This window comes from Pedobacter hartonius, assembly GCF_900107535.1.
GTDB lineage: Bacteria > Bacteroidota > Bacteroidia > Sphingobacteriales > Sphingobacteriaceae > Pedobacter > Pedobacter hartonius.
Genome location: NZ_FNRA01000009.1, coordinates 1 through 20656, shown reverse-complemented (window position 1 = coordinate 20656; position 20656 = coordinate 1). Strand labels below are relative to the sequence as shown.

18 protein-coding genes are annotated in these 20656 nt (G+C 44.0%); 4 read left to right on the top strand and 14 right to left on the bottom strand.

Going from position 1 to position 20656, the window contains the following annotated elements; genetic code table 11:
- Positions 1-6: 6 nt before the first annotated feature.
- Both BLW16_RS15410 and BLW16_RS15405 read right to left on the bottom strand, forming a co-directional pair.
- The gene (locus BLW16_RS15410; RefSeq protein ID WP_090558243.1) at positions 7-1506 is read right to left on the bottom strand and encodes a Y-family DNA polymerase; all 1500 of its coding nucleotides are present in this window, start codon (positions 1504-1506) and stop codon (positions 7-9) included.
- Positions 1507-1508: 2 nt separating this feature from the next.
- Complete coding sequence (locus BLW16_RS15405) at positions 1509-2273, bottom strand: ImuA family protein (protein ID WP_217631582.1); 765 nt, start codon at positions 2271-2273, stop codon at positions 1509-1511.
- A 369-nt stretch (positions 2274-2642) separates the two neighbouring features.
- Between BLW16_RS15405 and BLW16_RS15400 the strand changes: the two genes are divergently transcribed.
- Complete coding sequence (locus tag BLW16_RS15400; protein ID WP_090558241.1) at positions 2643-3011, top strand: GIN domain-containing protein; 369 nt, start codon at positions 2643-2645, stop codon at positions 3009-3011.
- Positions 2983-3204, top strand: coding sequence for a GIN domain-containing protein (locus BLW16_RS23280; RefSeq protein ID WP_175470616.1), 222 nt, complete (start codon positions 2983-2985; stop codon positions 3202-3204). The genes BLW16_RS15400 and BLW16_RS23280 overlap by 29 nt, the downstream gene beginning before the upstream one ends.
- Before the next feature lie 91 nt (positions 3205-3295).
- Here BLW16_RS23280 and BLW16_RS15395 read toward each other — a convergent pair whose 3' ends face one another.
- From BLW16_RS15395 to BLW16_RS15345, 11 genes are all read right to left on the bottom strand, one after another.
- Complete coding sequence (locus BLW16_RS15395) at positions 3296-5575, bottom strand: GH92 family glycosyl hydrolase (RefSeq protein WP_090558239.1); 2280 nt, start codon at positions 5573-5575, stop codon at positions 3296-3298.
- Positions 5576-6182: 607 nt separating this feature from the next.
- A complete protein-coding gene (locus BLW16_RS15390) occupies positions 6183-7046 on the bottom strand; it encodes a DNA/RNA non-specific endonuclease (RefSeq protein WP_090558236.1) in 864 nt (287 codons plus the stop codon).
- A gap of 26 nt (positions 7047-7072) precedes the next feature.
- The gene (locus tag BLW16_RS15385) at positions 7073-9115 is read right to left on the bottom strand and encodes a beta-L-arabinofuranosidase domain-containing protein (protein WP_090558234.1); all 2043 of its coding nucleotides are present in this window, start codon (positions 9113-9115) and stop codon (positions 7073-7075) included.
- Between the two features lie 46 nt (positions 9116-9161).
- Positions 9162-10565 (bottom strand): RagB/SusD family nutrient uptake outer membrane protein, encoded by a 1404-nt coding sequence (locus BLW16_RS15380; RefSeq protein WP_090558586.1) that lies wholly within the window; start codon positions 10563-10565, stop codon positions 9162-9164.
- 10 nt (positions 10566-10575) lie between these two features.
- Complete coding sequence (locus BLW16_RS15375) at positions 10576-13980, bottom strand: TonB-dependent receptor (RefSeq protein WP_175470597.1); 3405 nt, start codon at positions 13978-13980, stop codon at positions 10576-10578.
- Between the two features lie 181 nt (positions 13981-14161).
- Complete coding sequence (locus BLW16_RS15370; RefSeq protein ID WP_090558230.1) at positions 14162-15304, bottom strand: FecR family protein; 1143 nt, start codon at positions 15302-15304, stop codon at positions 14162-14164.
- A 238-nt stretch (positions 15305-15542) separates the two neighbouring features.
- A complete protein-coding gene (locus BLW16_RS15365; protein WP_090558228.1) occupies positions 15543-16136 on the bottom strand; it encodes an RNA polymerase sigma factor in 594 nt (197 codons plus the stop codon).
- A gap of 161 nt (positions 16137-16297) precedes the next feature.
- Complete coding sequence (locus BLW16_RS15360; protein WP_175470596.1) at positions 16298-17305, bottom strand: type II toxin-antitoxin system antitoxin SocA domain-containing protein; 1008 nt, start codon at positions 17303-17305, stop codon at positions 16298-16300.
- Positions 17295-17684, bottom strand: coding sequence for a toxin (locus tag BLW16_RS15355; protein ID WP_139298333.1), 390 nt, complete (start codon positions 17682-17684; stop codon positions 17295-17297). Before BLW16_RS15355 ends, BLW16_RS15360 begins: the two co-directional genes overlap by 11 nt.
- 507 nt (positions 17685-18191) lie before the next feature.
- A complete protein-coding gene (locus tag BLW16_RS15350) occupies positions 18192-18449 on the bottom strand; it encodes a hypothetical protein (RefSeq protein WP_090558220.1) in 258 nt (85 codons plus the stop codon).
- A gap of 67 nt (positions 18450-18516) precedes the next feature.
- The gene (locus tag BLW16_RS15345) at positions 18517-18747 is read right to left on the bottom strand and encodes a hypothetical protein (RefSeq protein WP_090558218.1); all 231 of its coding nucleotides are present in this window, start codon (positions 18745-18747) and stop codon (positions 18517-18519) included.
- Positions 18748-18979: 232 nt separating this feature from the next.
- Here BLW16_RS15345 and BLW16_RS15340 point away from each other — a divergent pair, with 232 nt between their 5' ends.
- The gene (locus BLW16_RS15340) at positions 18980-19510 is read left to right on the top strand and encodes a hypothetical protein (RefSeq protein WP_090558216.1); all 531 of its coding nucleotides are present in this window, start codon (positions 18980-18982) and stop codon (positions 19508-19510) included.
- 23 nt (positions 19511-19533) lie between these two features.
- Positions 19534-19935 carry a hypothetical protein gene (locus BLW16_RS15335; RefSeq protein WP_090558214.1) on the top strand — a complete coding sequence of 134 codons (402 nt, stop codon included), beginning with the start codon at positions 19534-19536 and terminating at the stop codon, positions 19933-19935.
- A 226-nt stretch (positions 19936-20161) separates the two neighbouring features.
- Here the strand turns inward: BLW16_RS15335 and BLW16_RS15330 are convergent, their stop codons facing one another.
- On the bottom strand, positions 20162-20491 hold the full coding sequence (locus BLW16_RS15330; RefSeq protein WP_090558213.1) for a hypothetical protein: 330 nt from the start codon (positions 20489-20491) through the stop codon (positions 20162-20164).
- Positions 20492-20656 lie beyond the last annotated feature (165 nt).

The window sequence follows — 20656 nt, the reverse complement described above, 5'->3', positions numbered from 1 at the left end:
TTCAACCTATGCAAAAAATCCGTGTATAAACCATTGTGAACCCTGTTCTGAATAATGCCCTGAGCGGAACAGCCAGTAGCGCTGCCCATCCTCGTCCTCAACATAATAGTAATCCCGGTGTTCACCCTGCTGCAGCCACCATTCCTGTGCAATCCTTTCAGGGCCATCCGCTTTTTTTATCATGTGCCGTTTACCCTTGTAAATGAAAAGCATGGGTGGATAATCCGGGATCGGTGCAGAGACCTCTATCGGTACTGGCATGGCCAGCAACTGTGTTGGGCGCGGGCGGCTGGTTTTCCAGGGAACAGTTGTCTTTTCCTGGATCGAAGCTGCGGGTTTTAGCGACCTTTCCGGCCAGAAATGTTCATCGGGCAAATACCGGTGAATGGCCTGGGCACCCACTTTTACTGCCAGCCGGTCCAGTAACTCTGAAACGCCCTGGTCATCCAGACCGGGGTTAGCTATCCACAGCGCTTCCTGCAGGGGGGATACATCCTCTGTTTTTGGCGCTTCCATTACAAAAAGCTCTATACCCAGTGCTGGTTCTATCGAGGGGATTTTGAGTAAAAACAGTTTGAACAGGTGTGTGATATGGTGCGAGGGAGAATTTGTGCCGATTTCTGCCTGTATCACCTTTCCGTCTATCCGGTAGCAAGTCAGCACCGCTGTCCTAAGGCCCTTTCCTTCGCCCTGCAAGCGCTTACACAGGGCTTCCAAAAGTTTTTTAATCGCTATTTCAATTCCGATGGCAGTCCTTATCGGCTCCAGGCAGGGCAAGCGTTCCTGGTAGGGGGGCATAATTTGCAGGGGCTGTATCCTTTCCTCATCCTGGCCCAGTGCCCGGGCGAGTTTTAACAGCAGGTCTGCACCAAAACGGCGGCGCAGAACAGCCCGTGGCATATGAATAAAGCTGCTGATCTGGTACAGGCCGAGCTTCTGCAGGCGCTGCAATGCCACCGTTTCCAGGCGCAGGGCAGAAGGGGGCAGGGAGAGGAGTGCCGTAGCCTGTTCCCCGCTGTTAATCACACGTGTTTCTTCGCCGAAACGCGCTACGGCCCATGCCGTTCCAATGGTATCTGCAATTGCTGCCCGTACTTCGTATCCCAATGTTTTTAGCCTGCTGACAATCTCTTTCAGGTAGTCTTCTTCAGCACCCCAGAGATGTGGGCAGCCGCTGGTATCCAGTATCAGGCCATCGGGCAGATCAAGTGCAACAAAAGGCGTATACCGGATGCACCATTCCCCGATTGCGCGCAGTAACCTGGCCTCACGGCCGGCTTTATCGCTGAATACCTGCAGGCCGGGGACGATGGCCTTTGCATCAGCGAGCGACATTCCTTCGGTTACACCCTGTGTCCTTGCAGGCTCGCTTAAGGCTTTGACCAGGGCACGACCACGTTCGGCAGACGTAATCACGAAAGCAGTATCCTTTAGTGCCGGCCGTCGCAGCACCAGCCAGTTGGAGATCAGGTAAGGGAACCATATGGAGGCATAACGTTTTTGCATAGCTATCCGGCGTTTCTGTTTAACTGTACGATAACAGCTCCTTCATTCAATTCTTTAACAGGTTTAAAACGTCCTTCAGCCCATTCCATCTTCCAGCTTCCGGGGTTACCATTACGTACTTTTAACAGCTCTACATTCCAGCGGGGAAAACCAACCCCCGGCATGCCTTCTTCCAGTTCACTGGGCAGGGGCGTGATCCGCCATCGGGCAACACATGCCGTAGAGCTAACTTTATTGGGGTCGGCACGAAGTATAAAACCTGTCACTTTACTTTTTTCAACCACCAGCTGCAATCTTCTTGACTGTGCAAAATTGATGTCCCTCAGCTCTGCAACAACAGCAGTCAGTCCCTCGCATTTCAGTGCTTCTTCCATTACCCAGAGCACATCCCGTTCCCGCTGCAGATCCACAAAGATGATCCTGTCCGGCTCAACGCCGAAGGCCTGTAATGCCGGGGGGAAAAGCGTTCTGGAGGTACTGATCCATAAGCAGGAACTACCGCTCTGCATCAGCACATTAAGCAATCCTGATAAAAAGCCGGCAGAGCTGGCCTCATGTTCAGGTGCTGCAATCAGAAATTCATGTATGGCTCCCGCAGGACAGACACCATTGGGAAAGGCCAGCTCAGCAGGCCCCAGGCCGAAAGCTCCGGCACTGCCCTCAGCAGGTTTAATCCCCTGTAAGGTCAGTATGTCTTTTCGCAGCTGACTGATGATGTCCTGTTGTGAATTATTGATACTGCTGTGTCCGTTCATTTCCCCTTCCATATCTCCGAATACTTAGTTTAAAACGTTTTAAACCGATGTTGTACTGCAAATGTAATGCTAATATTATTAGTATTAAAAATCTAATTAGCAATTCATTTCACGAAGGGGGATGTGTTGATATTTATTGTTTCCAGGCGAAAACTGAGGAACAATACATACGATGCAAACTACTTTTGAAAGAGAAAAACTTAAAAGATAGAATAAAAACTCTTTGAAAAAATCTGTCCGCAAGCGCGCGCGCCATTGTCCGATAACGAACATTAGGATATTAAATTCTCATCATAAAGCTGTTTACAGGTACAATTAGCCTTGTATTTTGGATTGGCATCAGGATTGGGAACAGCCCTGTAAATTCTAAAACAATTCATCATGTATAAAAAAGCAACCCTATCCGTAATATTCTTTATTCTCTTTCTGCAGTTTCTATATCCTGACATCTCTTATGGCCAGGCCATCAGCGGGAGCGGGGTATACAGCAAAACCACCATTCCCATTGGTAGTTATTCGGCCCTGAGGTTAAAGAGTTCTTCAGATATTGTGCTTGTTGCAGGTAATGAGAACAACATTGTGATTGAAGCGGATGAAAAGTTCATGCCCTACATAGAATGTGTGGTGATCAATGGCTGCCTGACAGTCAGGAACAAAAACGAAGCCTGGTTTAACCTGGTCTTCAACGGTCAGCTTAAAAGGTACAGTCCAACATTTCTCCATCCAGGCTGGTGGAAGCGGGCGGATTGATGCTGCTGCTTTATCTGCAAATAATATTGACATAAGAATGGGCGGAAGCTCCACTGCAAAGTTAAACTGCATCTCATTCCTGCATACTGATCTGCATGCCAGTTCTACGGTGTCTGTTATCGGTCATCCTGAAATCACCAGGGCTAAAAAAGACCGTGGTCATATCAATCTGGTAAAGAAGCAGTCAAAATAATACCTCCCGAATGACAATAGGTTCAAAAACAAAATCCCAGTCCTGTTTGAGAAAACAAGGCCGGGATTTTATTGTTATCTAAATGTCTGAATTATAACGGTCTGTCGACTTTACTTATACCAAAAGTTGCAGAAGGTTTATTCCCCATATAAAAAGTCATTGTTCCGCCTTTCACCAGGTCGGTATGCCTGATGTACGATTTCGTATATGGTTTTCCGTTCATCAGGATCTTCTGTATGTATATGTTTTTCCTGCCCTGGTTCTCTACATTGATCGTAAACTTCTTGCTGCCCACGCTGATCGTTGCTTTATCCATCACAGGGGAGCCGATCACGTAGACGCCGCTCATCGGGTTCATAGAATAGAAACCCATAGAAGACAGCACATACCATGCGCTCATCTGTCCGGCATCCTCATTACCACAAATACCGTCTTTTTCTGTAGTGTAAAACTTGTTCATCACATCCCTTACCACCTCTGCTGTTCTCCAGGGCTGGCCTGCGTAGTTATACAAATAAGCAACATGATGACTCGGCTCATTTCCATGTGCATACTGCCCGATCAATCCGGTAACATCGTTCGGGGCATTTTTCATTTGAGATGACATCGTGAAAAAGTGGTCCAGCTTAGTGGTAAAGGCCTTGTCGCCACCATTGAGCCTGATCAACCCGGGTGCATCCTGCGGAACCAGCCAGGTATATTGCCATCCATTGCCCTCAGTATAATCACTTTTGCCGGGTTTGGCATCTATAGGATCAAACGGTAAATTCCAGTTTCCGTTAGCTAATTTGCCTACAAAGTGTCCTTCTTTGGCATTGTAGTACTTTTCATAAAGTCTGGCTCTTTTACCGAAATACAGTGCATCCTCTTTCTTGCCCAGTTTTGCAGCCATTTTAGAGATACCCCAGTCGGCAATTGCATATTCCATAGCCCATGCTACGGATTCCTTCAGGCTCTCGGCCGGAATCGTGGTCAGTTTCTTCACATACTGGATTCCCATTTCCGGCTTCATTGCTGTACTTCTGATGGCTTTATAAGCGAGCGCAACATCCGAAGGGTAAAGCAGTCCTTTTAAATAGGCATCAGTAATTACGGCGATTGAAGGGTAACCCACCATGCAAAAGGTTTCACTTCCCTGCAGCGGCCACAGCGGCAGTTTACCCTGCTGCTGATAGATTGCCAAAAGGCTATGCACCATATCTTTCACCTTTGCCGGTTCGATCACCGTCATCAATGGGTTCAATGCCCTGTATGTATCCCATAAAGAGAAGGTGGTGTAATTTGTAAATTTCTGATTGGTATATACTTTTTTATCTGTTCCCCGGTAATCTCCATTATGGTCGTTAAAGATAGTAGGTAAAAAAAATGTATGGTATAAGGCGGTATAAAACACTGTTTTGGTCGACTTATCAGCCTCAAACACAATCTTATTCAGTACCTTATTCCATGAAAGATCTGCAGCCTGTTTCACCTCATCAAAATTCCATTTCGGGGCTTCGGCCGCTATATTCGCCCGTGCATTTTCGGTACTTACCGGAGAGATGCCCACCTTTACTTCAATATCAGGATTTTTTACCGCATCAAAGAACAGTGCCGCTTTAGTCCCAACACCTTTTACTTCCTTTCCGGAATCAGGATTGGTGCCAACGTATAGCTGTGCTTTGGTTACCGGAACTGAGAGCACGATAGCGAAAAATATACGCTGATCTTTTGACCATCCTGTAGAATAACGGTAGCCTGTAAAAGTACTGTCGTTTACCTGTGTAATAGAAGAGGCCACTGTTTTGTCCCATAACATACTAAAATCCAGGTCTAACAGTAAATGCGCATTATCGGTTTTTTCGTAATGGTAACGGTGGAAACCAACTCTTTTAGTGGCTGTCAGTTCAGCTTTCACTTTATACTTATCCAGGTAGGCACTGTAATAACCCGGTTTGGCCACTTCACTGTCTTTAGAGAAAAAAGAGCCGTAACCGCTGGCCATGTTGTTGAATTTAGCAGGAGTCAGCTGCACTTCGCCGTTGGCCGGAACAATCAGGACATCGTTTAAATCACCAATACCGGTACCGCTTAAATGGGTATGCGAAAATCCAAGGATCTCCTTACTGATGTAATTGTAGCCGCTGCACCAGTCCCATCCATTAAACTCATCCCAGGACTGCATGATCTGCGAAGGGCCTAACTGTACTGCTCCTGTAGGAACATTTGCGCCAACAAATACGTGTCCGTGGCCCACTGAGCCGATGAATGGGTCTACGTATTTGGTAAGCGATGCTAACTTTTCCGTTGTCTGTGCTGATATTGTTGACGCCGGGATACTGCTGATCAGCGAAATCCCGGCTATCAGCGATAAAATTCTATTCTTTGTCATTTCTGGTTTGTGTGTTGCAGGGGCTAATATAATATTCTTTGGTGTTAATTGTACACTTTCCGGCCCTTTCTCTACCTGCTGATTATAAATCCTAGTGCTATCAATATTCCCAAAACAGAGGGCAGAAACTGGCTGTACGACTGATACTGAGGAAAAAATGTTGGACTGTTGTCCTGTGATTTCGCCGCTTTTTCTGTATACGATCGTGAATGATGTATTTTTACGATAATTTTATTACTAATTATTTCAAAACTTTCATGAGTATTATGATGTTAAAACACATCGAACTATTAAAAATAAATGTTATGAACAGTCAATAATTGCGAATTGATTAGTGGTTATTTTGATCAACTTGAAGCCTATGTTAATTTCATTACTCATTATGATGTTTGTGAAAATGAACTTTAGGCAGTTGCAGTGTTATAAATATCATAGTGATCTGCCTGAACTTGAAAAGACCTGACTGATTTAAATTAGACAGGGCAGGGGAAACAGATGCCCAACGGGCATCAGGGACTTTGACCTTTGTACGGCTAAAATTAAGATTAATTAATATAATTTAAAATATAATTAATTTCTTTTATGTGGTTTTAGTGTCCTTAGTTTATCAGATAAACCGGATATCCTGAACAGATCCCAATGCTAAATTGATCAGCTGCTGTCCTTTGATGGGGTCAACCGAAGAAAGGTTCCCGAACTTCAGTCCGGTTCTTTCTTCGATGGTACTGATGCTCACCTGGTAGGTCTTCAGCGGCCCGTAGATAAACTCCTGCGGACTGAAATAGTCCTGCTGTGATATCGTGTAACCCGTGGCGGTCAGCATTTTTGTTTCATCATGTATAAAAGCGATGATCTTGAAAAAGTCTACGGGGATCTTCAGCCCGTATTTTTCAGGATCATCGCTGCTGAATACAGGCCCTGTAATCACTGATATCCTCATCTGATCCTGTCTGGCATTTTCCAGTGCATAGTTTTCCAGTTCCAGCCATACCGGTGCATTGAAGGGCTGCATCTGAGGTGTAGCATTGGTTACATGAAAAGTATCTGCTCCGGCCTGCTGTGCCAGGGGCAGCGTACCCCAGATCGGATCTTCTTTCCTTGTCATATGTCCCCTGGAGAATTTCGGAGGATCACCATAACATTCCTTGATGATCTGTAGTTTCTGGTCAATACGCGGATCCGTTTTCCAGCTACTCCGCTGTACACCTCTGATGCTGGTGAGCCCGTCGATGTTACAGGCGCTGAAGAAACACATGCGTCTTTCGGAATTCATCACCACGCTAAAGTGCCTGTACTTCAGCTCTGATATTTCTTTGCCATCAAGTTCGAACAGCAAAACCTGGTCTTTGTCCCTTTCAACCGTTGGCAGGGAAACTTTAAAGTCTTCGCCAAGAAATTCTGCTATGAAACCATCCCTGTCGTTGAAATCGTCGGGAAGCATCTCTAACTGTGCTGATTGAATATTTTCCATTATTTTTTTATCCGGCTAATGTTTAATTATTTTGCAATTACCGGAAAAGCTGATATCCGTAGTCTCGCGCCACCCATAGGCACCAGTGTAAGTTCATTGGAAGGGGCAGTGGTTTTCACCGGGCTTTGGGGCAATACGCCGCAAAGGCCATATTTATCGATAGTCCAGTCAGGAAGCTGCTTCCCGGTGGTGTGCAGCTCAATAGGCGCATTGGCATTGGTAAATGGGTTCCCATCTGCCGGCCAGGGTTTGTGCAGCACAGTGAAAGATTTCTCGGGATGCTGCTCATCCAGGAGTAAACCATAGTTCCATGCCGTAGCAGGAAAGATCTCATATGAAGGCCATTTATCAGGATTTGCTGTGGCCTGCCAGCGTGAATCAGACATCGCAGTGGTTTTACTATTTTCTTTTTGATAGGTTTCCCCGATTTTAAGCGAATATGTAAGCGGGCCATAGTTCACGCTCACGCTATTTTTATTTTGCGCCCAGGTGCGCAGCCTGATCTGCATCGGCAATTTAAGAGAGAGCTTGTCTCCGTTTTTCCATTTGCTGCTCAGCTTCATGTATCCGCCGGCAACGGCATCAACATTCAGGCGCCTGCCGTTGACCTCTACGCTGGCATCCTTACACCATTGGGGTATGCGCAGGTATACCGGAAAAACAACAGGTTTTGCCGTAGTGATTGTAAAGTCTACTACATCATTAAAGGGGTACTGCGTTGCACTTTTTATTTTAACCAGACTGCCATTACCAACCAGTGCTGTAACGGTACCGGCCTGGTACAACTGGGCGGCCAGTCCGTTATCAGGTGTAGCCATCCAGGCGTTCTCGGCGTAATATACCCAGCCCGCGCTGTGGTTATGCTGACAGCAGCGGCTGCTGAAAGGGTTCATCATTAAAAACGGGCCGCTGTTATCTATTCCCGGCGAGTGGTTCTTGCTGTCATTCAGCACCATATTTGGGGCGGTTAAATAGCGCAGTGCCTTATAATCGGTGGTGAAAGCTGCGGGAAATGTATTGAAGGCCACATCCTCGCAATTTTCGGCCCAGAAAGTATCACCGGTATATTGTAAAAGATACTGGTCGCTCGTCATTTGTTCCACCATGCCGCAGGTCTCTACCGCCTGGCGCGGGTCGTCATAACCCTTACGCGCATTCTCGTCGCTGCCAAACATTCCGCCCGGCACCTGTCCGTACAGATCGCGGACCAGCTTAAAATCGGTATAAGTAGCGGTCAGGTCTGCGTTGTTATGGCTTTGAAGGTAATAAGTTGCCGGCTCGCGGAAGCACTCGGCGATATTCACATTGTGCCAGTTGGGCAGGTTGCTGCCCTGGCGCCAGTCGGCCGTGTTTTTGTCTATTTTCTTTGCAACATCCAGCAAAAACTTCTCACCCGTGATGTTGTACAGCCAGTATACGCTCACCAGGTAATCACCGCCGCGGCTATTTTCCCAGTAGTCTTTTAAAAACTTGGCATCGGGTATAGTTTGCAGCCATTTAAAGTACCTGGTCATGCAGGTAATCACACGTCTGTCATGACTGTATTCATAATAGCTGCGTAGGCACCAGATCATCGGCATATTGGCCCAAAGGTCGCGGTTCCCGTTTTCCTTTACAATCACCGGGCCCATATCACCATTGGGGCGCTGGTTGTTCAGCACGCCCTCTATCCAGAACTTGGTGGTCTTCAGCATGGTGGCATCGCCCAGCATATAGGCAATATCACCATATCCCTTTAGCCAGTAGGGCAACTCTTCCCAGCCATATTTCCCCTTTCCGCTTTTGCTGAGCCAGGCATTATCGGTTTTTGACAGCCAGACACTGATTTCACCGAGGTTTCCGGTCAGGCCGTCTTTTTGCAGCTCCAGTTGTTTCCTTAACCAGCCGGCAGGTTTAAAAGCCGTAACCGGCAATTTGACGAATTGCTGCGGCAGCAGGGGTGCCTTGTTGCTGGCATAGTTAACATTGGTACCCTGTATATCGGCCTTTGCTAGGGCTACAGCGCTTTGCGCATGCACCCGACCGGTACATGACAATAACAGGCACAGGTAAAAAAATTGCTTTTTCATAATTAATTAAAGATAATAAATGATTTCCATTTCCGGCAACGAAATATTAATAACCAATGTTTTGTTTGATCGATGGGTCGGTATTCACCTGCGACTGTGGTACCGGCATCAGCAAATGATGCTGGTCAATGGTAATCTGGATGTTGTTGTCTCTGAAATACTGATTCATCACCTGCAGGGCGGTTCCTGTCCTCAGCAAATCAAACCAGCGGTGGCCTTCACCTATCAGTTCCAGCCTTCTCTCCAAAGCAATGGCGTCACGCAGGCCGGCCTGGCTTACTGCTGCAGTGCCCGTTAATCCGGCCCTTGTTCTGATCATGTTCAGGTATTGTGCGGCAGCCGCAGTGTTGGCCAGTTCATTTTCGGTTTCTGCCAGCATCAGGAGCACATCTGCATAACGTAAAACCACAAAGTCGCTGGGGCCGTCGGTAATAATGGTTGTTGGTGCCGTTAGTTTATTGTCAAAAGGAGAGCCCGTAGAAGCCAGGGTAACATATACCCCTTTGCGAAGATCATTTGAAGCGTACAGGTTGTATAAGTTTAGCGTCGGCAGGTTATGCCCCTTGGCGCCGGTCACCGTAGCAGAAGGGCTGTATTGCTGGAACATGCTGCTGCCTTCAGCGTTTCCATTCACTCCTGATGTAAACTGAACGGCAAATAGAATTTCATTATTGTTCTCATTGGCAACAGCAAAAACATCCTGGGGGCGGCTCATTAAGCTATGTTTACCAGAATTCAGGACGGCTGATAACTGCGCTTTGGCATTCGTATAGTCCCTTAAAGTCAGGTATACTTTTCCCAGCAAGCCCTGTGCGGCCGTTTTGATCACGCGCCCCGGTTGTGCCGGCACATTGGGTAATAAGGGGATGGCTGCTGTCAGGTCGGCTTTGATCTGCTCATACACTTCGTTTACCGGCTGTCTTCCTTTGCCAAACAGCAGATTCGGGTCGGTAGTTTCGGCAGTAACCAGCGGAACATCACCATACAGCCTTACGAGATTGAAATAAAGCAGGGCGCGTATAAACATCATTTCCCCTTTGCGGGATTGCCTGAGCGCTGCATCACTATAGTCAATCTGATCTATCCGGCTTAACACAACGTTGGTTTTCTGGATGGCTTGATAAGCGTCCCTCCAGGTGGTTTCTACAATATCATTGGAAGATATCGTGCTGAACTTATCCAGCTGTCCGTAAACAGCATTATCGTTAGAAGGGACTTCATCAAAAGTATTGTCAGAAGGTATCTCGGCAAATGCCGGAAAATACAGGCCGTATAAGCCGGGCGATTGTAAATTACCGTAAGCGGCGGCAATATATTCCTCTGTTTCCTTTTGATTGCTGAGGAACTTACTGATATCTTTCGAGGTAGAAGGGTTCTGATAGAGCTCCTTTTTACAGGATGAGGCAACGATAAACAGGATTGCCAGTATGATGTTGAATTTATTTTTCATGACTGTATAATTAAAAGATAACATTTGCACCGAAAATGAATGATCTGGCAACCGGGTAATTTGCATTAGACAAACCGTCTGTCAGCACGCTATTGCTGGTTGCATCCGGATTGTATCCCCTGAATTTTGTCCAGGTGAACAGGTTATTGGCCGAGACATATACGCGGATATGGCTGATCTTCATTTTTGATGTCAACGCATCGGGAAGGTTATAGGCCAGTTGGGCGCTGCGTAACCGCAGATAATCACCGCTGTAATAAAACAGGTTGGCCGCATGCGTCAGCCTTCTGGCAGAAGAGTAATTGCCCAGGTTGGGTTGTGCATAAATACCATCCGGATTATTGACAGGGTGGTAGCGGTTCTGGAAATAATACAGGCTCGGCAACGCAAAACCTTCGCCAGATTCATCCAGCGTTGCCAGCCCCAGGTCATAGATTTTTCTGCCCTGGATGCCGTTGAAAGCAAGGTTCAGTTCAAACTGCCTGAATGCAATATTCGCCCCGAAACCATAGGTGAATTTGGGGTTATACGTACCATAAGATACCTGGTCCCTTGAATCAACCAGGCCGTCACCGTTGGTATCTGCAACAAGATAATCTCCTACCAGTGTACCGGTCAGGTGAGGGCTGTTGTTGATCTGTTCCTGTGTTTTATAAATGCCGGTAATATTGTATCCGTACAATGCGGCAACCGGGCCGCCTACTTTGGTTACAAAATTGCTTTTCGCCCCCTGTATGATTTGCGTCTGGCCGGGTGCCAGGGCCAGTACTTTATTCTCATTAGTTGCCAGATTGGCATTGAAGCCCAACCGGAAGGCTCCTGCTTTCAGGTTACTGGCCGATAATTCGAATTCGAAACCATGGTTACTTACCTTCCCTATATTTTGTATTGAATTGGTAAATCCAGATTGCTCCGGCACAGGGACGTTGAGCAGCAGGTTTTTGGTGACACTATGGTAATAATCAGCCGTAAGGTTAAGCTTCTCGAAAAAAGCCAGGTCAATGCCAATATCCGTAGAGGTTTTTGTTTCCCAGGTCAGGTTATTATTTGCAGTAGTGGTAGCTGCAAATCCGGGACTGAGGGTATTGCCAAAAACATAATTGAAGTTATAATCATTTGCCCCGTTAGCGGAGGCCGACCCGATTAAGGCCTTTGAACTATAGGAACCAATCTGATTGTTTCCTGCAGAGCCCCAACTTGCACGCAGTTTTGCAAAAGTAACCACTTTATTCTTTGGGAAAAAAGCTTCTCTGCTCAATATATACCCCGCAGTAACCGAAGGAAAATTCCCCCATTTGTTATTTTCCCCGAAACGCGACGAACCATCTCTGCGCAGCGTTGCTGAAAGCAGGTATTTATTTGCATAAGCATACTGCAAACGTGCCAGGTAAGAGATCTGAGACCATTGATACCTGTCAGATATCGCTGTATACGCGCTTGCACCGGCGATATTGTCAATCTTATTATCAGGAATGCCGGAGCCCGTAAGAATAGTGCTCGCTCCATTCTCCGACTGGAAGGTATAGCCCGCCAGCACATCAAAATCATGGAGGCCAAAGCTTTTGGTGTAATTAACCGTATTCTCTGTAATGTAATTATACACATGGCCGTTTGTTTCAATGGCCGAGGCAGGCTGGGGCGCAGCAGCACGGTAGGCGCCGATATCCGAGGGCCTGAAATAATCGTAAAAATTACTCCTGATGTCTGCACCCAGCAGCGTTTTAAATTTCAGGCCTGCCAGCGGCTCAAAGCTGAGGGAGGTATTTCCAAATACCCTTGTGTCATTCAAATTATTCTTGATTTTTTTGGCCAACGCCACGGGGTTTTCCGCAAGCGCGCCGTCTTCCGGTGTATTTGTTTTAATCTGCTGGCTGATTGCCAATGAGCCATCCGCATTATAAACAGGGAAAAATGGATAACTGATGGTAATGTCACTCACCAGGTCATTGGAATTGTTGGCATTGTTGCTGAAATACCTTCCTTTATTCAGGGATGGGTTGATGGAAAGGGCAAAGGTAAACATGCGGGAAAGTTTCGATTCCATTTTGATTGTTCCGCTGTAGCACTCCAGTCCGTTTTCAATCACGATGCCGTCCTGCTTGAAATAATTTGCAGACACATAAAAGTTAGTTTTGCATGAACCACCCGACACAGCGAGATTATAACTGCTCATGGGCGCTGTTCTGAATACCTCGTCCGACCAGTCGGTATTTGTTAAACCCGGCTGATGATCCAGGTAGGGCTGTAAATAATTCAGCCTTAGCTCCCTCAGGCCGGCACCTTTGCCTATCCTGGTACTCCGGTCATCGCTGATGTTTCTGTTGTTTGGATCTTTGGATACATAGGCCCAATCCCTGGCTTCAGTTAAAAATTGCGCTGACTGGTAGGCATCTGCATATTGATGTTTGTCATTTCTTTCCTGTAAACCGCTGTACACATCCAGCGAAACGCTGACCTTATCTCCGCTGCTTTTTTTACTGGTAATTAAAATCACGCCGTTTGCAGCCCTTGAACCATAAATGGCGGCTGATGCCGCATCTTTTAACACGTCTATAGATGCAATATCCTGCGGATTAATTGAATTCAGGCTGCTGCCTTCCGATAGCGGGAAGCCGTCAACGACGATTAACGGTGATCTTCCCGCAGTTAAAGTTCCAATTCCCCTGATTACAATCTGCGGATCTGTACCCGGCTGCGCTGAAGCATCATTGATGATCACGCCGGCTGCTTTTCCGGCAAGCTGCTGTGCAAAATTACTGCCGGAGTACTGGTTTAAAGCGGAACCTTTTACAGTTGTGATGGCATCTGTCACTTTTTCGCGCGACTGTTTGCCATAACCAATCACCACTACATCGTTCAGTTGTGACTGGTCCATTTCAAGCACAACGTTCATCTCCGTTTGCGATATAACTTTTACTTCCAGCTTTTTATAACCTATAGAAGAAAAAACGAGCACATCATTCTGTGAAGCTGCAACATTAAAGCTCCCGTTTTTATCGGTTATCGTGCCCTTTTGGGTTCCCTTAACGGTAATAGTTACGTTGGGTAAAGGAAGGCCTTTTTCATCCCTGACTTTACCGCTGATGTTTAACATCGCCGGCAGCGGATTCAGTCTGGAGGTTTTTTTATTGATCACGACCGTATTGTCCACAATAGAATAATCCAGTGGCTGGCCTTTAAAAAGAATGTCTAAAGCTTGTTTAAGACTTCCATTGCGAATTGATATACTCACTGCCGGTGCCTGTTTCAGCAGTTTGCTTTCATACCAGAAAACATAGCCGCTTTGTTTTTTTAATTTGCTTATTACCTCTTCAAAAGGTGCATTACGCTCAGATAAACTGATGTTTTGAGCATAAGTAAGGGCTGATGCCCTGAGGCAGATAAAAGCGACTAAAATTACCGTGATCTTCATCATCAGGAGAGTTTTGATTAATTGTCTTCGATAAATACGCCGAAGACGGGGAAACATAGAAAAATTCATACTTTTGTTGTGTTTGGGTTAATACTTTAATTTCTGTCATAGATTTTTTTTTCCGCCATGGCGGAGGGTTAGCCTCAGCATTCGCCGGCAGTGTTCGCAGCACTTCCGGCTTTATTTATTGTTTTATCATCAGCTTATTGCCCTGTACGGAGAACTGAATGCCGTTAAGCGTCAGAATTTTTAAGATGCCGGACAAGCTTGACTTCCTGGATATAGCACCTGTAAAAACCCTGTCGGTGATGTGCCCCTGGTATTCGATATCAATATCATACCACCTGGAAATTTTACGCATGATAGTTTTGATATCAGCATCGGTAAATGACATTATTCCATTCTTCCAGGCTATGGCATCATCTGTATCCGTAGCGGTTACCCTGATATGCTCAGCGGCAAGCGCTTGTTCTCCGGGCTTGAGGATCCTGCTCTGACCGCCTTTAGCTATGCTGACGGAGCCTTCCAGTAAAGTGGTGACAATACTGCCTTCTTCAGGATAAGCCATCACATTAAAGTGGGTCCCTAACACCGTCACCGTTTGTCCTGCCGAACTGACGATGAATGGTTTGTTCCTGTCTTTGGCTACTTCAAAATAAACTTCGCCGGTAGTGACCACTTTACGTTCTTTACCGGGAAATGCCACCGGAAAACGTATAGATGATACCGAGTTCAGCCAGGCAACAGTACCATCGGGAAGGATCACCCGGTATTGCCCGCCACGAGGTGTAGTGATCATGTTGTGGTCATCGCTGTGAGCGGTCAGGTTATCACCGCCACCATCAGTCTTGCCGGCCTGGTAAGCCAGCAGTCCGTCCCCGGTTTTCTGAACCGCAGTTAATCCCTGCCTTGCAAGGTTACCGTTCTTGGCGTCATTTAAAATAATCTGGCGGCCATTGCTCAACGTGAGGGTTGCTTTATTCCCTCCCGGTAAGATATCTTTCTTTGAAGAGCGGACCAGTGTGCCGGGTTTTTCTGCCTGCCCCAGATAGAGGTAAGCCCCAATAACAGAGAAGATGAGTATGGCTGCGGCGGCAGCAAAACGTTTAAAGTTACCGGGTCTTCGCGTCATCGGTATAACAGGAGGTTTTTGGCTGTATTCTTCCAGGTGGGCACTCAGTTCATTCAATGCCTGTTTGTCCCTGTCATCCAGTTGAACCGGAATTTTATCATACTTTGCAAACCATGTTTCCACCAGCTCACGTTCCTGACTGCTGGCTTCGCCTGATTCATACCGCCGGAAAAGTTCTTTAATCTCGTTATTCATTTTACCCTCTTTCTTACATACTCGTTTGAAGGGGCTGTTTGTACCTTAATTAATTGTTAAGCGTTTGTTAACTTTCAAACCGAATAAAAAAGCGTGCAATAACAAGCTGTTTTTTTACAGTAGCCCGAAACATCTTTGAAATCAATGATATCATTGGGGGTTGCCTTACTAAGGCAATAGGGGAGAATTTAGCCGCTTTAATTATGGATGGTATGCCGTAGTATTTTGGCTGTGATTATCAGTGTTTGTGATGGAGCATGATGATCAGTGCGAGGAGCTCAGGGTAGTGTCCATTGAGATTAACCCTTAATCTTCTTAATGCCTCTGAAATATTATTCCTTACTGTTCTTTCCGAGAGGTTGAGCATCCCGGCTATTTCATTAATTTTCTTTCCCTCTTTTTTGCTAAGCTGGTAACAGTTTCGGGTAGTTTCCGGTAATCCTGACAGGATGTTGTCTATTTTTTGATCAAGTTCCTTTGCAATGATCTGATCTTCGGCATCCCAGTCAAGTTTTTCAATTCCCTGGATTAAAAATTGTTCGCCCTGCAATTTTACACTGTTCCTGCGGTAAGCAGAGATCACCTTGTTTCGTATGATCGCATAAAGCCAGGTATCGAAATTGCGAAGTAATGCCAGCTCGTTACGTTTGTTCCACAAATGAATAAAAATTTCCTGTGTGATGTCTTTCGCTTCTTCCACATCAGGAACGCGGCGTTTTACCATCATGTAAACAGTCTGCATATACCTTTCATATAGCTGCCTGAAGGCAACATGATCGTTTTCGCCCGTTAACCTAAGCAGTTCAAAAAGACTGAAGTCGTCTGTTTCCATAGTTTGGCGGTAAAGATACTGCCGCAATGTTACAGGAATATTAAGTTTTTGTGTCTCACAGCATCTGTCAGTGAAAATTATAAACACGAAAGAGCAAATACTCATACAGTAGAACAGAAGGAGCAGTCATTCGGTTAGTAGTGGACCTGATCTTTGAACTGCTATGCAAAGGCATTCTCCTGAAACCCTATCAGGTCATTTTCTGTGTCATTTGATGACTTTAGATTTAGTTCAGTGCTTTTTTTGACCAGGTCTTCCGTCGGACTGTTTTTATAGTAACCGGTAACCAGGTCGATGGTGCTTTTTTCTTCCTCATTGAAAACTTCATTTGTCTTTATGTTGCGATGAGTCCTGATAATTTCCCTCGCTTTACCGTCAACCAGAATTTCCCAATCCTGGTATATGATATCCTGCTGTTCAAAATAATTCAAAATGGTATCGAAACAATATGGCATAGGGCCGAAGTTCTTTTTTTGATAGGAAAGCCCGCTTACAGAATGTCCAAAATTTCTGTAATGAGAAAAGTCAGTAAAGAATAACAACTTAATGAGTTTGAGCTTGTCATTGTATTCGTCTTTACATTCGTGGATATAGTGTATCAGCAAATGTTTTATCTTAGACCTGTTAAGCATTGAATAACCGGTAAAATTATTGGGAATGCCGAAATTAACAGATATATTAAAATGATCCGGGTTGTCACGTTCTTCCCTAATCATATGCTCTACATGGGATATAGCTTTTATAATAGCCTTGTCGTTCTTTATCAAATTGTGGCTTTTGAGAAGAGAAAGAAAGTTTTCTGGTCTTTCTGCCGTTTTGATCAAAGCGCCAATAGCAGGGGTTGGTATTTCCCCCTTTTCATAATTGCCATATCCATTTTCTCCCAATCTTAATACTTCGCTCATCTTTGAAGCTGACAGACCATATTTTTCCCTGATATCCCTGATTTCCTCAACAAATGGAATTCCATTTCTTTCCCGATATTGATTGTGGACCTGTATCAGTGTAATGTGGTCAGCCTCATTTGTAGTGAACTCTTCACCACAATCTTCACATTTATAATAATGGGCTATCACTGTAAATTCATATTTGCGGTAAGAAAGCGATCGTGGTTCTTTTTTTAGAACAGCTTCACCTTCTCCAAACGGACATTCTATTCTATCTTTCATTTCTTTTATCTTTAAGAGGGTAGTTGATTTCATATTCAGCGATATGAAATGACATACAGTCTATTGGTTTGTTGAATAGCCCTATGCTGATTTTAATATATATTTCGTAGCCCTTGATCATCACCCCAAATTCATAATAGTCAGGTTGTTTTGGATCTTCCAAGTTATTCTTTGGCCCGCCCATGTAGTTTAACGACGTAAGCTTTTTTATTACATCATTCCTGTGTCCAGGTACAATGTCAAGAAGCGCTAAAGTATCCAGGTTTTTGTTCCTGGGCCTAAAGACTATTCCAATTGGATGGAATTGTAGTTTTTGCTTCAACGCATTTAAAAATAGCTCAACTTCTTCAACGGATGTCATGAACTTTTGTTTCCACAAAGTAATGGAATAAAATTTATTAAATCAAAATTAAATCCACTTTAAAGTGTATATCTTAAGTTAAGATGCCTATTTCATCACACACTATTGAAGATTAGATTTTGAATTGTAAAATTTCGAGAGAGAATTTAGCTATGTAGATAACGTACCAGATCTGTAATCCAGGCTATACAAGCCCCCGTTTAATACAGGATATGATAATATCGATTTAATAACGGAAGGCTTTCATTGTAAAACATGGATGTATCCGCCATTTTGGTAAAGGCTCAGCTCTATCCATACCTCTGCTTTTTCGGTGCGGATGACATAGGTATAGAGGTGATTTAGCGTATAGTCATTTGCTCTATCACTTTGTCATATGCTTTTTGAACCACCTCCATATTAAATGGCCCTTCACTTTCGCTGATCTTGTAGATGTTTGTGCTGAAGGTTTTTCCCTGGACCGCCAGCAGTGCGCCTTTAACTGCAAAGTGAATGGTTTTAAGCTCACCTTTTTCGATATCATTGTTATTTATAATCTTCTGGTGCTTTCAGGTAGGGAAAGCTGCCGATGTCTTTTTTCGTTACAGGAATTGTGGAGCTGTCAAAGGATACTTTACTTGTGTCAGCAGCTAAGCTGGTTCCTGCATTTACTGATAACGTGGTATCAGCCGATGTGCTTTCTGCAGGTGCAGATTTCTTTGGATCGTTGCAGGATGCAATAAGTACTGCTGACAATAACATTGAACATGATACTGTCTGAAACAGGGTTTTTGGATTTTTCATGATTTGAGCCGTTAACTCGAATTTGTTTCCTTAAACGGCTTAAAGTACACAATTATTGAGTAATCACCTACTTATCAATCGAATGTTCATTTCTGTTGCGTACATGATCAGCCAGCTGATAACGGCTGTTTGTATTTTCGTCCTTGTCCTTTAGGTATAGCAAAACGAAAAGCGAGATGATCGGGATCAGGAAGGAAATGAAAAACCAGAACCAGAAATTGCGTCCCCTGCTTTTTGCAAGCAATCCCGCGGCAGTTTGCGGAAAGAAGAATATGCCGAATAACAATACTTCAACCATAATATTATCTTGTGCTGTACAAAGTTACTATTTGTGGGTTACTTTGAAATTTTTGACGGCTAATCTTGGATTTAATCCCCGATCGATTTTTAATTAATATCCAGATTTGGTGGTGATCAGGTAGCTTAGAGATTACCTTAAAAGGATTAATTTTTTTTAAAAAGAAATTAAATATGGTTTTTTGTTTTTTATAAATTTCTATTATACATTTTCTTCACTAAATATAATACGGATGACATTTATAGCAAGTGTAATAGCTAAAGAAGGGATCGCCATAGTTTCTGATTCGTTTGGAACCACTATGGAACATTCTCTAAATGAAACAAACCTCTTAGAATATTTAATCGCTGCAGACGATAAAGAGAAAATACCTGTTGTTGACCTTGTTCGCCTATTCGAAAAAAAAGCATCTCATACAAGAAATTACATAGATAAGCTTTTTAAATTTGATGAGTTTTCAGCGATAACTTTCACGGGTGCAATATACATCAATGGGAAGGAAATCAAAGAAATTGTAAAAGTTATAGCTGCAGAGTTACAAGTTGATACTCCTGCTTATAAAGCGAAAGATATTAACCAAATTTTAGATGAATTCCGTAATAAGTTGAAAATAGAAATTATTGAGCATGGTAAAAATGATAATTTGACGTCGACGGATTTAATATTTTCCCATTTTAATGTCAGAAGCAATCAGCCACAGATATTTATGATAAAAGTTAAGGAATTGATAGAGACGACTTTGATGAAAACGATCCGGAATTAGTAAAATATGATGATCAATCGCACTTGAAGATTGTTACGGATGGTCAAAATACTTTTGTGAAACGACTGATATTTGGTTCCTTAGTTGGAAATGTTGGACTGGTAAAATCTGAAATTATCAAACGTGTGGTTGATGTTTTGCAACTAGATGATCAGAACAGAGAAAAAATTACAGACTCAATAAACGATTTCGAATGTTTAAAACAAACTGTTCTTGAAGACATGTTTTCTATTAAATTTAGACAACTTAGCTTACAAGAAGCACTTGACCTGGCAGCATTATTTATCAAGATTGTCATGGATATTCAAGTATATACTGAAAAAATTCCTACAGTTGGCGGATTAATAAAATTAGCGTATATTCATGAAGAGAAAGGATTTAATTGGATATCGGGCAACGAATTAGTTGCATCCAATATAATCTAAGTAATTATTATATAATTTTGTATTATGAAGAACCTTAAGAGAAATGACTCCGACAATATGATATGGCAACAAGTCTCGGTTAAAATAAAAAATGCTGACGCAGATAGACGGAACGAGAATCAGAGCCTTATGAACAAAGTGCAGTTTATTATTGAAAATCAATACAGCAAGAAAACACCTCCTAAATAGCTTTTATTTTGACTGCCGTAATTCAATTCTTTTTCAGCTATTTCAACATATAAACCTTACCGGTTCTTCCGTCAGAACCCAATTCCTGGAACATTTCTGAGTCCTTGATCGACCTGAAATGCGAGTAGGAGTCACCATACAGCAACTTCACATCAGACACCACAGCATCATTCATCCCGTCTTTTGTATACATTGCCAGGTATAGATTAGTCAAATCTTTGATGCTGTATAACTTGTCTTCCGTTTTTGAACGCGTCATATAAACTTTTACGTTTTGCCGGATTACCTTAGCTTTCAGGTCAAACTCCATGTAGTCAAATTCACCATATCCTCCATTGTCTGTTTTTTTTGCATCGGCGGATAACACAGAAGAATTCTCATTGTTGTTGAAGAAATCCTGCTCATCATCCCATTCCCTGTAACACCTGATGTAAAACTGTCTAATACGGTAGTCATTGGGCCAAGCATAACGGTGATACTGGGCCAGTCAAAACGGAAATCGTTGGGCCAAAAGATTGGCCGCCATTACGGA

What these genes read in the sequence shown, in the direction of transcription:
- BLW16_RS15410 (WP_090558243.1), bottom strand. Translation starts at nt 1,506, where the DNA reads ATGCAAAAACGTTATGCCTCCATATGGTTCCCTTACCTGATCTCCAAC.
- BLW16_RS15405 (WP_217631582.1), bottom strand. Translation starts at nt 2,273, where the DNA reads ATGGAAGGGGAAATGAACGGACACAGCAGTATCAATAATTCACAACAG.
- BLW16_RS15400 (WP_090558241.1), top strand. Translation starts at nt 2,643, where the DNA reads ATGTATAAAAAAGCAACCCTATCCGTAATATTCTTTATTCTCTTTCTG.
- BLW16_RS15395 (WP_090558239.1), bottom strand. Translation starts at nt 5,575, where the DNA reads ATGACAAAGAATAGAATTTTATCGCTGATAGCCGGGATTTCGCTGATC.
- BLW16_RS15390 (WP_090558236.1), bottom strand. Translation starts at nt 7,046, where the DNA reads ATGGAAAATATTCAATCAGCACAGTTAGAGATGCTTCCCGACGATTTC.
- BLW16_RS15385 (WP_090558234.1), bottom strand. Translation starts at nt 9,115, where the DNA reads ATGAAAAAGCAATTTTTTTACCTGTGCCTGTTATTGTCATGTACCGGT.
- BLW16_RS15380 (WP_090558586.1), bottom strand. Translation starts at nt 10,565, where the DNA reads ATGAAAAATAAATTCAACATCATACTGGCAATCCTGTTTATCGTTGCC.
- BLW16_RS15375 (WP_175470597.1), bottom strand. Translation starts at nt 13,980, where the DNA reads ATGATGAAGATCACGGTAATTTTAGTCGCTTTTATCTGCCTCAGGGCA.
- BLW16_RS15370 (WP_090558230.1), bottom strand. Translation starts at nt 15,304, where the DNA reads ATGAATAACGAGATTAAAGAACTTTTCCGGCGGTATGAATCAGGCGAA.
- BLW16_RS15365 (WP_090558228.1), bottom strand. Translation starts at nt 16,136, where the DNA reads ATGGAAACAGACGACTTCAGTCTTTTTGAACTGCTTAGGTTAACGGGC.
- BLW16_RS15360 (WP_175470596.1), bottom strand. Translation starts at nt 17,305, where the DNA reads ATGAAAGATAGAATAGAATGTCCGTTTGGAGAAGGTGAAGCTGTTCTA.
- BLW16_RS15350 (WP_090558220.1), bottom strand. Translation starts at nt 18,449, where the DNA reads ATGAAAAATCCAAAAACCCTGTTTCAGACAGTATCATGTTCAATGTTA.
- BLW16_RS15345 (WP_090558218.1), bottom strand. Translation starts at nt 18,747, where the DNA reads ATGGTTGAAGTATTGTTATTCGGCATATTCTTCTTTCCGCAAACTGCC.
- BLW16_RS15340 (WP_090558216.1), top strand. Translation starts at nt 18,980, where the DNA reads ATGACATTTATAGCAAGTGTAATAGCTAAAGAAGGGATCGCCATAGTT.